Source organism: Vibrio owensii (genome assembly GCF_002021755.1).
GTDB classification, from domain to species: domain Bacteria; phylum Pseudomonadota; class Gammaproteobacteria; order Enterobacterales; family Vibrionaceae; genus Vibrio; species Vibrio owensii.
Genome location: NZ_CP019959.1, coordinates 1,071,674 through 1,085,317, shown reverse-complemented (window position 1 = coordinate 1,085,317; position 13,644 = coordinate 1,071,674). Strand labels below are relative to the sequence as shown.

The following is a 13,644-nucleotide window of genomic DNA, read 5'->3' as shown; positions in this document are numbered from 1 at the left end:
ATTAACAAAGCCGCCCTAGTTGGCGGCTTTGCAGACTTGTTTGTTGGTCAGAAGCGACTGTTAGAAGAAGCTCTTAAACAACAATACGATGTAGTCCCACATGCGGCTAAATAGGCTGCCTTGGTCTACTGTTTCCAGTGCCATTAGTGGGTACTCAGCAATATCTTCACCATCAATCTGATAGTATAGCTTACCAACTACATCACCTTTCTTAATTGGGGCTTCTAGCTCTTTTTCAAGTACGAAGCTTGCTTTTAGGTTCTTCGCTTCGCCGCGAGGTAGCGTCACGTAAGTATCTTGGTCAAGACCCAGTGCTACTGTGTCTTTGTTGCCCATCCATACTTTTTCTTCTACGAAGGTTTCACCCGCTTTGTGTGGTGCCACTGTTTCGAAGAAGCGGAAACCGTAGCTCAGTAGCTTTTTGCTTTCAGATTTACGTGCGTTTGCATCTTTTGTACCCATAACAACAGCAACCAGACGCATCTGACCTTCTGTTGCAGAACTTACTAGGCTGTAACCTGCATTGCTCGTGTGACCCGTTTTGATACCGTCAACGTTCATGCTCTTATCCCACAGTAGACCGTTACGGTTGTACTGAGTGATGCCGTTGTAAGTGAATTTCTTATCAGAGTAGATACGGTACTCGTCTGGCACGTCACGGATCAGTGCTTTACCAAGTAGCGCCATATCGTAAGGCGTTGAGTATAGGTTCGGGTTGTCTAGACCGTGAACGTTCGCGAAGTGCGTGTTCTTCATGCCTAGTGTGTTTGCCCATGCGTTCATTAGATCAACGAATGCGTCTTCTGAGCCAGCAATGTGTTCTGCCATTGCTACACAAGCATCGTTACCCGATTGGATGATGATGCCGCGGTTTAGGTCGTGAACCTTAACCGTTGTGCCTACTTCGATGAACATTTTTGAAGAATCAGGGAAGTTTTTCGCCCAAGCATTCTTACTGATGGTCACATCATCGTCTTCTGAAATATTACCACGCGCTAGCTCTTGGCCAATTACGTAGCTGGTCATCATTTTTGTCAGACTAGCAGGAGACAATTTTGTGTTCATCTCTTTCTCAGCCAGAACTTTACCTGAGTTGTAATCCATAAGGACATAGCCTTTAGCTGCGATTTGAGGCGCATCTGGGACAACAACTGGTGAAGCAAAAGCAGATTGAGCGATGGTTGCAGATAGGGCAACCGAAGAAACGAGAATAGATTTCACAAACTTATTTTTATTCATGGTAATTCAAATTTTTTGGTTAACTGTCGACATCTTACCAGAATCCCCACTTATGTAAGAGGGGCTCTGCATAGAAAATCATGACACCAAGGTCATTTGCCAGTTTTGTGTTTTTTAATAAATGCGGACGAATAGCCGAGCAACTTTACTTTATCCAGAGTGGCTTGCGTCAGGGAATAGTCAGTATATGGCCCCAACAACAAGCGATACGTATCTTTCGTTGATTCCAAGAAAGTTTCCGTATCCAGCTTTTGACCAAGCTCTTGGCCTAAAGTTCGCGCTCGATCTTCATATTTTGAAGAAGCAACTTGGATGACATATCTCGGGTGCGCAGCGAGTGACTTTTCATCGGTTGGTTTGTCTACCGTGATAACTTCAATCTCTACGTTCGCAGTACCGGTTTTTACTACATCTAGCTTATGTGCCGCGGCGTAGCTCAAATCAATGATGCGACCTTCGTGGAAAGGGCCACGGTCATTAACACGTACAACGGTTGATTTGCCATTGTCGGTATTGGTTACTTTCACGTAGCTTGGCAGTGGCAGCGTTTTGTGCGCCGCTGTCATCGAATACATGTCGTAGATTTCACCGTTCGATGTTAAGTGGCCTTGGAATTTCTTGCCGTACCATGAGGCACGGCCTTTTTCTGTAAAGCCTTTCGCATCACGAACGATTTTGTAATCCGAACCGCGTAGGTTGTAATCGCTGTTACCGCCTAAGCTGTACGGCTCATATTTAGGATGCGCATCCTCAATGTGCTCGACCGAAAGTGGTTTGTCAGGAGCCACGTCGGATTCAAGTTCATAACGGCCGTCTTGCTTTTTTTGGTCGGTAGAAGAACAGCCGGCCAAAATCACAGCAGAGAAGACTAAGGAATATAAAGCGCGTTTTTGCATGGTCTAGGTTGCCTTAGAGAATGCTTTTCGATGCGTATGGATCGACATTAGAATGCCAAAACCAGCCATAAGCGTCACCATCGAGGTACCACCATAACTGATCAACGGTAAAGGTACGCCTACTACAGGTAGGATGCCACTCACCATGCCGATATTTACAAAAATATACACAAAGAAGCTGAGTACAATACTGCCTGCCATCATTCGACCAAACGCAGTTTGCGCTTGGCTAGCGAGGTAGAGACCTCGGCCAATAATAAATAGATAGATGGTTAGTAGGCAAAGAAATCCAATCATACCCCATTCTTCTGCAATTACTGCAAAGATAAAGTCAGTGTGTCGCTCTGGAAGGAATTCCAGTTGTGATTGAGTACCTTGCAACCAACCTTTGCCTGAAATACCACCAGAGCCAATCGCGATTTTACTTTGGATAATGTGGTAGCCCGCACCAAGCGGATCTGATTCTGGGTTAAACAGAGTACGTACGCGAACTTTTTGGTATTCGCGCATCAAGAAGAACCACAGAATAGGAATGAAACCACCGAGCGCGATTGCGGCACCCGCAATGATTTTCCAGCTGATACCTGCCAAGAAGATAACGAAAATACCGGAAGCGGCAATCAGAATCGACGTACCTAAATCAGGCTGTTTTGCGATAAGAATGGTCGGTAAACACACCATAATTAGCGCGACGATGAGTGTTTTGAATGTCGGCGGAAGTGGTTGGCGGCCGATGTAACGCGCGACCATTAACGGCACCGCGAGTTTGAGAAGCTCTGAAGGTTGGAATCGAACGAAGCCAAGGTTTAGCCAGCGCTGAGCACCTTTGGAAGCTTCACCAAAGAACAGCACACCAAACAGCAGCACCACACCACCAACAAACATCAATGGGGCGAGGCTTTCATAGGTTCTGGGTGAAATTTGCGCCAGAACGATCATCACAACCAAAGACAGCACCATACGCATCGCTTGGCGATCCATCATCGCCAAGCTTTGACCACTTGCGCTGTACATAATAACTAGGCCAAAGCCCATCAATGCAAAGATGCCGAGCAATAACGGCAAGTCGATATGGAAGCGTTCAAACAGGGCGCGGTTTTTACCTGTAGAGGGATCCATTTTCATTACTGCGTTACCTCTTCTTTCGCGTTGTTTTGCTCTTCATCAGGTTCTATTTTTTCAGGGCCGATAATGACTCGGTCGAAGATCTTTCTCGCGACTGGTGCACCGTTACTGGAACCACCACCGGCGTTTTCTAGTACGACTGATACCACAACTTCAGGGTCTTCAAATGGGGCAAAGCCAGTGAACAAGGCATGGTCGCGTAAGTGTTCGGCGACCTCATCGGCGTTGTACTCTTCGTCTTCGCCAAGGCCAAATACCTGAGCCGTACCAGACTTACCTGCGGTTTGGTAATCCATGTTGTAGAAAGAGCGACGAGCGGTGCCTTTCGTGCCATGGTTTACTAAACGCATGCCTTCTTTCGCCATATTCCAGTACTTGTCTGGCACATTTTGAATCGGTGGGTAGGTGACGTATTCTGAATTTTCTTGCTCTTCGAAATCACCGCCGTTATCGATGGTGGCTTTCAATAAGTGAGGAGCGGTCACAGCACCTTCGTTGACCAGTACTGAGGTTGCTTTGGCAATCTGCATAGGCGTTGCTGTCCAGTAACCCTGACCGATACCAACCGGAATCGTGTCACCCTTGTACCAAGGCGTTTTATGACGAGCCATCTTCCACTCACGAGTCGGCATGTTGGCCTTACTTTCTTCGTAAATATCGATGCCCGTGTAGTCACCAAAACCAAACATCATCATCCAATTCGAGATGCGGTCGATACCCATGTCATAAGCCACTTGGTAGAAGAAGGTATCGACGGACTCTTCAATCGATTTAATGATATCAACGCGGCCATGGCCCCAACGTAACCAGTCACGGAATGGACGAGTGTCTGAATTTGGAATGCGCCAGTAACCCGGGTCATTACGCGTTGTTTTTGGTGTGATAACCCCTTCTTCCAGAGCGGCTACCGCCATAAATGGCTTGATGGTTGAGGCGGGTGGATAGATACCTAGCGTAGTTCGGTTTACCAACGGGCGATTCTTATCGTTCAGTAGAGCGCGGTATGCTTTGCCAGAAATACCGTGAACGAACGCGTTCGGGTCGTAACTTGGGCTCGATACCATCGCAAGTACGCCGTTGTCTCTTGGATCAAGTACGACAGCACTGCCACGTCGACCATCAAGCAGTTGGTGTACGTAGAGCTGTAGGTTGATATCAAGGTTCAATACGATGTCTTTACCTGGGATCGGTGGTACGTACTTTAAGGTGCGGATCACGCGGCCACGACTGTTGACTTCAACTTCTTGATAGCCCGCGGTTCCGTGCAATAAATCCTCGTAGTACTTTTCAATACCTAACTTACCGATGTCACGAGTCGCTTGGTAGTTGGCATCTTTCTCTTCACGGATCAGACGTTGCATATCACGATCGTTAATGCGCGATACGTAGCCGATAACGTGGGTAAGAACTTCACTGAATGGATAGTAGCGTTTCAGTGTTGCGCTGATTTCCACACCTGGGAATCGGTATTGATTTACCGAGAAGATAGCCACTTGGCTTTCATCTAATTGAGTCAGCAATGGTACCGATTTGAAGCGGCGAGTACGCTTGCGTTCACGATGGAAACGCTCGACCTGTTCTGGTGTGATCTCAAGGATGGTTTGTAGCTCTTTGATCGTACCGTCAATGTCTTTGATTTTTTCTGGAGTCAGTTCCAAGTTGAAGACAGGGCGGTTTTCAGCGAGCAAAATACCGTTGCGGTCATAGATAAGACCACGGTTAGGTGCAATTGGCACCACTTTGATGCGGTTGTCGTTAGAACGGGTTTGGTAGTCTTGGAACTGGTTCACCTGAATGTTGTACATGTTGGCGACCAGCAAGCCCATCAAAATGACGATACCCAGAAAAGCAAAAATAGCGCGACTAGAAAATAGGCGTGCTTCTGCTTGGTAATCTCGAATTTGACTGCGGCGTTTACGAATCATTAACGCTTGTCTCTACAGCTTAGTAGCGATTATTCGCGGTGGTAAGGGTGGTTAGCAGTGATGCTCCACGCTCGGTATAAACTTTCCGCCATCACGATACGCACAAGTGGGTGCGGTAGCGTCAGGGCTGACAGTGACCAACTTTGGTCTGCTGCGGCTTTACATGCTGGAGCTAAACCTTCAGGGCCACCGATCAGAATCGATACGTCACGTCCATCGAGTTTCCACGCTTCCAATTGCTCTGCCAGTTGTGGGGTGTCCCACTTTTTGCCCGGGATATCTAGGGTGACGATACGCGCACCTTTCGGTACGGCTGCCAACATCGCTTCGCCTTCTTTTTGCAAGATACGCGCGATGTCTGCATTTTTGCCGCGTTTGCCCGCAGGGATTTCAACCAACTCGAGTGGCATATCGTGTGGGAAACGACGACGGTATTCTTGAAAACCTTCTTCGACCCATTTTGGCATTTTTGTGCCGACGGCAATTAGTTGAATTTTCAAACGATTAACCCCAGAGTTTTTCTAGTTGGTATAGCTCGCGGTGCTCTTCTTGCATCACGTGAAGCATTGCGTCACCCATATCTAGGACAACCCATTCGCCTTCATTTTCGCCTTCCATACCTAGCGGCTCTAGACCTGCTTTCTTCACTTCAGATGCGACGTGATCAGCGATAGATGAAACGTGACGCTTAGACGTACCAGTACAAATGATCATGTAATCTGTCACGCTTGATTTGCCTTCTACATCTAGAATAACAATCTCTTCCGCTTTCATGTCGTCGGCTTTATCGGCTAAAAAGTCTTTAAGTTCTTCGCGAAGCACTCGGTTTTCCTCGGTATTTTCTTTTCTGTCTGTGGGCGTTTTGAATAATGGTTATCAAAACTGGTCGCGCACTATATCACGCTTTGAATTTTAAATTGCCAGCTTAATATCAGGAGAGCAGGTTTCTAAGCTCAACTGGTGGATCGTTGGCCACACAGATTCATCATATTGGGTTTTGGCTTTTATCTCGGTGTGCGCCAAAAGAGACAAAAGTGCACAAATTCGTGAGGCTGACAGACGAGTCAGCGCAGCATTGTAGAGTGGGCGTTTGTTTTGCCACACTCGATGCTTTTCAAACACCTGACTCATGCCCATTTGGGTTAAGTCACGGTGCATATTCAGTAGTTGGTTGAACTCTTTTTGGATGCTACGGATCAGAATAACGGTTTCTACGCCTTCTGCTTCCAGTTGGCGCAGAATGCGTTGGGCACGGTTGCCTTTGCCAGCAAGCAGAGCATCAATCCAGTGGAACGTTGTAAAGTGGTTATGGCGACTTAGTGCCTCTTCTAAGCGTACAACGGTCAGTTCACCATCAGGATAGAGTAGAGCAAGTTTCTCTAAACTTTGCGATAGCGCGAACAAATTACCTTCGTGCCACTGTGCCAACATTTGCAGTGATTGTTGATCAGCTTTTAGCCCTAAAGCTCGGCATCGTGCTTGGACGAACATTGGTAGACGCTGTAAATCTGGCGTTAAACAGCTTACCCAATCGCCTTTGCCGTTCAGAGCTTTAAACCACTTTGCGTTCTCTTGCGCTTTGGTCAGCTTGCTACCTACAACCACAAGCATGATGTCGTCGTGCAGCATTTCGCATAGGTTGACCAGCTCTTTACTGATCGCTGCGTTAGCTCCTGCCTCTGGCAGCTCCAGCTCAATGAGCTGACGGCTAGAGAATAGGCTTAGCGCCTGGAAGCAATCGTATACTTGATTCCAATCTAAGCTGGCATCGACAGCAAAACGGTGTCTTTCTTCAAAGCCTTGTTGGCGAGCCATGTTTTGGATCGTTTGACGGCTTTCTTGAATCAACAGGGGTTCATTACCAAAGATCAGGTAAACCTGCTTGATGTGTTTCGCTAGATGGTCAGCCAGCTTGTCGGCAAAAATTCGCATTCTGATTAAGAGTTTGTGTTCGTAGAGTTAGCGTTTGTCGCTTCTGGAGTAACGTGGCCTTGTTCGTATTCCGCTCGAACGCGACCAAGCTGACGCATCATTTGGCTCGCCGCTTGTTGACGCATTTCGTCTTCGATAACGTCACGTTCTACCGATTTTGCTAGTGCAGTTAGCGGGTTGTCTAGGTAGTTACGGTTTACCGTTGTCGTAAAGTCTTTTGCGCCGAAGCCTGGAATGGTCACTCGGTATTTCACTACGTAAGTCAGTTCTTTTTCTGCAGCACGGCTGTTTTGGTACAGGGATAGCGTGCGCTCGTCGATGGTTGCTTCAATGAGATGCAGGTTTGGTGTGTTCGAAGATGGTTGAACCAAGTCGACTTTATTCAATTCAAGTTGATCGCGGATGTAGCGCGTAAGAGGGCTGTATTCGTCGTAGCTTGTGAAAGACATTGTGTGCAGTTCTTCCGGAACGGAGTACTCACCACGAAGGTGAAAACCACAGGCAGAAAGAAGCCCCGCTAATACCAATACCACTGGTAGTTTAATCAAAGAGAAAAAGCGCATTGATTGTATTCATCCTAAATTGAAGGGGTTATTTACCTTAAACCACTCGACGTGAATGGTTTGAGGTAAATAAACAGGGTGATGACTCACCCTGTTAAAAGACTCATGCCGAACGAATAAGTTCGCTCGGCGTTGAGTTTTTGCAAGCTGCGTTTCGTTAATAGCGAGAGGCTAGTTTGCAACGATGTTCAATAGTTTACCTGGTACGTAAATGACTTTACGGATAGTTAGGCCATCTAGGAACTTCTTCGCGTTCTCATCGTTTAGACCAAGCTCACGAACTTGCTCTTCTGAAGCGTCAGCAGCAACAATTAGTTTCGCACGTAGCTTACCGTTGATCATTACAACGATAGTCTTCTCGTCTTCAACCAGTGCTTTCTCGTCAAACGTTGGCCAAACTGCGTTATCGATGTCTGATTCACCTAGCGCAGTCCATAGCTCGTATGAGATGTGCGGAGTGATTGGGTAAAGCATTGCAACTACGGCTTTAAGTGCTTCATCAAGGATCGCACGATCTTGTGCTGACTCTTGAGGCGCTTTCGCAAGCTTGTTCATCAGTTCCATGATAGCGGCAATCGCAGTGTTGAATGTTTGACGACGAGCGATATCGTCAGTCACTTTTGCGATTGTCTTGTGAACGTCGCGACGTAGCGCTTTTTGGTCACCAGAAAGTGCAGCTGTATCAACAGACTCAGCAGCGCCTTTTGAAGCGTGAGTGTGAACCAGTTTCCAAACACGTTTCAGGAAGCGGTTAGCACCTTCTACGCCCGACTCTTGCCACTCAAGTGTCATGTCTGCTGGTGAAGCAAACATCATGAATAGACGTACTGTGTCAGCACCGTACTTGTCTACCATCTCTTGTGGGTCGATGCCGTTGTTCTTCGACTTAGACATCTTGATCATGCCTGAGTGTTCAACGTTGCGACCTTCGTTGTCCGTAGCAGAAGTGATGCGACCTTTACCGTCACGCTCAACTTTAACGTCAGTTGGAGCAACCCACTCTTTACCGCCTTTCTCGTTCTCAAAGTAGAACGCGTCTGCTAGTACCATGCCTTGACACAGTAGTTGCTTGAACGGTTCGTCAGACGTTACGTAGCCCGCATCACGTAGCAGTTTGTGGAAGAAGCGAGAGTACAATAGGTGCATACAAGCGTGCTCGATACCACCGATGTACTGGTCTACTGGTAGCCAGTAGTTTGCTTTTTCTGGATCTAGAATGTCGTCAGCTTGTGGTGAACAGTAACGTGCGTAGTACCAAGAAGACTCCATGAACGTATCGAACGTGTCAGTCTCACGTAGAGCAGGTTCGCCGTTGAAGGTTGTCTTCGCCCATTCTTTGTCTGCTTTGATTGGGCTTGTTACGCCGTCCATTACCACGTCTTCTGGAAGAATAACAGGTAGTTGGTCAGCTGGTACTGGGTGAACTTCACCGTCTTCAGTGGTTACCATTGGGATTGGCGCACCCCAGTAACGTTGACGAGATACACCCCAGTCACGTAGACGGAAGTTAACAGTCTTCGTGCCTTTGCCTTCAGCTTCTAGCTTCGCTGCGATTGCATCGAATGCTGCTTGGAATTCTAGACCGTCAAATTCACCTGAATCGAACAGTACACCTTTCTCTGTGTATGCCGCTTCAGAAACGTCTAGCTCGCTGCCATCAACTGGCTTGATAACAGGCACGATATCTAGACCGTACTTAGTTGCGAATTCGAAGTCACGTTGGTCGTGTGCAGGTACTGCCATTACAGCGCCTGTACCGTAGTCCATCAATACGAAGTTTGCTACGTAAACAGGAACTTCACGGCCGTTCAATGGGTGAATAGCAGTAAGGCCTGTTGCCATACCTTTCTTCTCCATTGTAGCCAATTCAGCTTCTGCTACTTTAGTGTTCTTACACTCTTCGATGAACGCTGCTAGTTCTGGGTTGTTCTCTGCTGCGATAGTCGCTAGAGGGTGACCTGCTGCGATACCAACGTAAGTCACACCCATTAGTGTGTCTGGACGTGTTGTGTAAACTTCTAGGTCTTGTTGACCCTTAACTTCAAACTTAAGCTCAACACCTTCAGAACGACCGATCCAGTTGCGCTGCATGGTTTTAACCATTTCTGGCCAACCTTCAAGTTTGTCTAGATCGTCTAGCAACTCTTGAGCGTATTCTGTGATCTTGATGAACCACTGAGGAATTTCTTTTTGCTCTACTGGAGTGTCACAACGCCAGCAGCAGCCGTCTTCAACCTGCTCGTTTGCAAGAACAGTTTGGTCGTTTGGACACCAGTTAACAGAAGAAGTCTTTTTGTAAACCAGACCTTTCTCGTAAAGCTTAGTGAAGAACTCTTGTTCCCAACGGTAGTACTCAGGTGTACATGTTGCGAATTCACGGTTCCAATCGTAACCAAAGCCAAGAAGCTTAAGTTGGTTCTTCATGTATTCGATGTTTTCGTAAGTCCAAGGTGCAGGCGCGGTGTTGTTTTTAACCGCTGCGTTTTCTGCAGGTAGACCAAACGCATCCCAACCGATTGGTTGCATTACGTTTTTGCCTTGTAGGCGTTGGAAACGAGATACTACGTCACCGATGGTGTAGTTGCGCACGTGACCCATGTGCAGTCGGCCACTTGGGTATGGGAACATGGATAGACAGTAGAATTTTTCTTTGTTTGGGTCTTCACTTACAACAAAGGTCTTGTTGTCATCCCAGTGCTTTTGAACTTTCTGTTCAAGGTCTTGTGGATTGTATTGTTCTTGCATCGATGGTATCCGGTTATCTTGGAATTTGTGAGTTCGGTTAGAACAGACTTAAATAGATCGTCATAGAATACCTAAAGCTAGGGATCACAACAATAGCCAATCTATACCCATGCGCCTTGAAGTGACGCTTGGTAGTGGAAAGATGGAGGTCAGTTATGCCTAAACGTAAAGCAGGTTATGAGGAAATGCTCGAGGATGTGATTGAAACCTTGAAGCACAGTCCGGATGAAGTTAACAAAGTATTCGAAACGTCGGGCAAAGTGGTGGATGCTGCCAACGACATGACCAAAGACGAACTCTCACTGATATCCGCCTATGTAAAAGCCGATTTAAAAGAGTTTTCCGACAACTATGAAGAAGGTAAGAGTGGGCCTTTCTATCTCACGATTGCTGATTCAATTTGGCAAGGTCTGCTCGATATTACCGATCGAACCAAAGTGGAATGGGTCGAGCTATTTGATGATTTGGAACATCAAGGGCTTTATGAGGCGGGTGAGGTGATTGGCCTTGGTACTTTAGTCTGTGACGAGTGTGGTCATAAGACGACGTATAATCATCCGACCGTGATCATTCCATGTATCAAGTGCAATCATACTGGCTTTAGTCGTCAGTCACTCAAGCCATAACGTTTGTAGTCGAAAGAACAAAGAATAAAAAAGAGGCCCTAGAGCCTCTTTTTTGCGTTTATGACTTTTTCTTTCTTGGTAACCACCAAGCAAGTAGCAAGCTCAGCGCCGACCAAATGTACAGCGGCCAAGTGCCTACGACGCGGTATGGTGTTTGTCCATCAGTTGGAACAAGTTCTGCACGAAGTACGGCGGTTTCAAACTGAGGGATCTGTTCAATCACTTTGCCTTTGTGGTCTGTTACTGCGGTTACGCCATTGTTGGTAGAGCGAATAAGCGGCTTACCAAGTTCAAGGGCACGCATACGCGCGATTTCCATGTGTTGCAGTGGACCAATCGAATGACCAAACCACGCGTCGTTGGACAGCGTTAGAATGAAATCAGTATCGTCAGTGACGTTTTGGCGTACTTGTTCGCTGAAGATGATCTCGTAGCACAGTGCTGGGTCCATGTGCTTACCGTTCGCCACGATATTTGGCTGAACAAAGTCACCACGACTGAACGATGACATCGGTAAGTTGAAGAATGGTGCTAGTGGACGCAGTACATCTTCAAACGGAACAAACTCACCAAATGGTAATAGGTGGTGTTTGTGGTAGCGCTTATCCATATCAAAGCTGTAGTCGCCGTATGGATTCACACCAAGCGATAGAATGCTGTTGTAGAACTGGCCGTCTTCACCTTGGTTCACGACACCGGTAATGATGGCACTGTTGTTCATCTTCGCGGCGGCATCGATGTTTCTTAGGAAAGATGGTACTTCGATTTCAAACGCAGGAATGGCAGCCTCTGGCCAGACAATGATGTCCGCATCCCAGTTTTCACGAGTTAGATCTGCGTACTTCATGATGGTTGGCCAACGTTGGCTCGGTAACCATTTTAGATTTTGGTCAACGTTACCTTGGATCAGCGCCACTTTGGTGGTGTCTTCAACACGAGGGGTTACCCAGTCGTATTGGCGAATACCAAAGCCCGCACTTAATAGCACCACAGGGATGACGATCATCAACCACTGTTTGTGAACCCAAGCGTAAGCGAGCGCACCGGCGCTGATCATAATGAATAGCGTTAGAAGCTCTACGCCACCAATAGGGGCGAAGCTTGCGAAAGGCGCGTCGATTTGGCTGTAGCCAAGCCATAGCCAAGGGAATCCTGTCATCACCCAACCACGCAGCCAATCAGTAACTAGCCATAACGCTGGAGCTGCCAGGAGGGCTTTGCTTATCGTGAATTCAGGGAAGAACTTATTGCTGAGCCAAGCAAACAAGCCGGTGTAAACCGACAGGTAAGCGATCAGTAGGCCCATTAGGAAGACGTTTGCAATCAGCGGCATACCGCCAAAGCCAGCAATGCTGACGTAAACCCAACTTACACCCGTAGCGAATTGTCCTAAACCCCATGCATAACCGATCCAAAGCGCACGCTTAGGTGACTGGTTTGCAAGAAGAATAAGTAGGATAGCAGGGCTGAGTATGGCGATTGGCCATAACTGGTAAGGGGCAAATGCTAGGGTAGTGGAGGCGCCAACAAAAGCGGCCACTAAGGGCCGCTTGAGGCGATGAAAGAGTACATTCATCATTATATTTTTCTGATATTCCCGTTGTTAGGGTATCGCGTTACTCTTGAGTGGCTTCAACCAGCGTTTCTTCGTCTGGAATCGTCACTTGTAGTTGAATGACACGACGGTTGTCGGCAGCCGTTACTTTGAAGCTGTAAGCATCAATTTCTACGACTTCGCCACGCGATGGTAGGTGACCAAAAGCAGTCATTACCATGCCGCCAACGGTATCCACTTCTTCATCGCTGAAGTTGGTACCGAATGTCTCATTAAACTCTTCAATGGTTGTCAGAGCTCTGACAGCAAACGTGTGTTTGCTTAGCTTACGGATATCGGTTTCTTCATCGTCATCGAACTCATCTTCAATATCCCCTACGATTTCTTCAAGGATATCTTCGATAGTCACTAGACCTGAAACGCCACCGAATTCATCGACTACAATCGCCATGTGATAACGTTCTTCACGGAACTCTTTTAACAGACGGTCGACACGTTTACTTTCCGGTACAACCACTGCTTGTCGAATTACTTCTTCGATATCAAATGGGTTACTGCCTGAGCCCAAGTATTTGAGTAAGTCCTTCGCTAGTAGAATGCCTTCCACATGGTCTTTATCTTCGCTGATCACAGGGTAGCGAGAGTGTTGAGCATCAGTAATTAGCGCGATCAAAGTATCAAGATCGTCTGTGCGCTCAACGGTAACCATTTGCGAACGCGGGATCATGATGTCACGCACGCGCATTTCGGAGATTTCCATAACACCTTCAAGCATGTCTCGGGTGTCGTGGTCAATCAGGTCATTAATTTCAGAGTCGCGGATTACATCTACAAGCTCTTGGCGGTCTTTTGGTTCGCCTTGAAATAGTTGACCTAGACGTTCAAAGAAGGACTTTCTACTCGGACCTTCTGCCTTTTCTTTCTTGCCTTCATTAGAAGAGGGAGAATTATCTTCGTTCATTGTTTCTCAATTAAGTAACGCTATCAGATGTGTGATAGCTCACATAGAAAGACGAGCACGAGATGGTTATCTGGGTG

At 47.1% G+C, this 13,644-nt stretch carries 12 protein-coding genes; 1 reads left to right on the top strand and 11 read right to left on the bottom strand.

The window, feature by feature from the left end; genetic code table 11:
* Positions 1 to 60 precede the first annotated feature (60 nt).
* The 9 genes from A9237_RS04810 to leuS all read right to left on the bottom strand — a co-directional run bounded on the left by A9237_RS04810 (position 61) and on the right by leuS (position 10,425).
* Positions 61 to 1,239: a serine hydrolase gene (locus tag A9237_RS04810; protein ID WP_005438576.1), complete on the bottom strand. Its 1,179-nt coding sequence runs from the start codon at positions 1,237 to 1,239 to the stop codon at positions 61 to 63.
* Positions 1,240 to 1,331: 92 nt separating this feature from the next.
* Positions 1,332 to 2,135, bottom strand: a complete 804-nt coding sequence (locus A9237_RS04805) for a septal ring lytic transglycosylase RlpA family protein (RefSeq protein WP_009705646.1) — start codon at positions 2,133 to 2,135, stop codon at positions 1,332 to 1,334.
* Between the two features lie 3 nt (positions 2,136 to 2,138).
* Positions 2,139 to 3,260 carry a rod shape-determining protein RodA gene (gene rodA / locus A9237_RS04800; RefSeq protein WP_020196475.1) on the bottom strand — a complete coding sequence of 374 codons (1,122 nt, stop codon included), beginning with the start codon at positions 3,258 to 3,260 and terminating at the stop codon, positions 2,139 to 2,141.
* Complete coding sequence (gene mrdA / locus A9237_RS04795; protein ID WP_020196476.1) at positions 3,260 to 5,185, bottom strand: penicillin-binding protein 2; 1,926 nt, start codon at positions 5,183 to 5,185, stop codon at positions 3,260 to 3,262. Before mrdA ends, rodA begins: the two co-directional genes overlap by 1 nt.
* A gap of 29 nt (positions 5,186 to 5,214) precedes the next feature.
* Positions 5,215 to 5,685, bottom strand: a complete 471-nt coding sequence (rlmH, locus tag A9237_RS04790) for a 23S rRNA (pseudouridine(1915)-N(3))-methyltransferase RlmH (RefSeq protein ID WP_005447517.1) — start codon at positions 5,683 to 5,685, stop codon at positions 5,215 to 5,217.
* A 4-nt stretch (positions 5,686 to 5,689) separates the two neighbouring features.
* Positions 5,690 to 6,007, bottom strand: coding sequence for a ribosome silencing factor (gene rsfS / locus A9237_RS04785; RefSeq protein WP_005425840.1), 318 nt, complete (start codon positions 6,005 to 6,007; stop codon positions 5,690 to 5,692).
* A gap of 90 nt (positions 6,008 to 6,097) precedes the next feature.
* Positions 6,098 to 7,117 (bottom strand): DNA polymerase III subunit delta, encoded by a 1,020-nt coding sequence (gene holA, locus A9237_RS04780; protein WP_078607769.1) that lies wholly within the window; start codon positions 7,115 to 7,117, stop codon positions 6,098 to 6,100.
* A 5-nt stretch (positions 7,118 to 7,122) separates the two neighbouring features.
* Complete coding sequence (locus tag A9237_RS04775; RefSeq protein WP_078607768.1) at positions 7,123 to 7,680, bottom strand: LPS-assembly lipoprotein LptE; 558 nt, start codon at positions 7,678 to 7,680, stop codon at positions 7,123 to 7,125.
* A gap of 171 nt (positions 7,681 to 7,851) precedes the next feature.
* Complete coding sequence (gene leuS, locus A9237_RS04770) at positions 7,852 to 10,425, bottom strand: leucine--tRNA ligase (RefSeq protein ID WP_078607767.1); 2,574 nt, start codon at positions 10,423 to 10,425, stop codon at positions 7,852 to 7,854.
* Between the two features lie 155 nt (positions 10,426 to 10,580).
* Here leuS and A9237_RS04765 point away from each other — a divergent pair, with 155 nt between their 5' ends.
* Positions 10,581 to 11,051, top strand: coding sequence for a zinc ribbon-containing protein (locus A9237_RS04765; protein ID WP_005438586.1), 471 nt, complete (start codon positions 10,581 to 10,583; stop codon positions 11,049 to 11,051).
* Between the two features lie 58 nt (positions 11,052 to 11,109).
* Here A9237_RS04765 and lnt read toward each other — a convergent pair whose 3' ends face one another.
* Both lnt and corC read right to left on the bottom strand, forming a co-directional pair.
* Entirely contained in the window at positions 11,110 to 12,630 is a 1,521-nt protein-coding gene (gene lnt, locus A9237_RS04760) for an apolipoprotein N-acyltransferase (protein ID WP_027726720.1), read from the bottom strand.
* A gap of 37 nt (positions 12,631 to 12,667) precedes the next feature.
* Entirely contained in the window at positions 12,668 to 13,567 is a 900-nt protein-coding gene (corC, locus tag A9237_RS04755; protein ID WP_005438590.1) for a CNNM family magnesium/cobalt transport protein CorC, read from the bottom strand.
* Positions 13,568 to 13,644 lie beyond the last annotated feature (77 nt).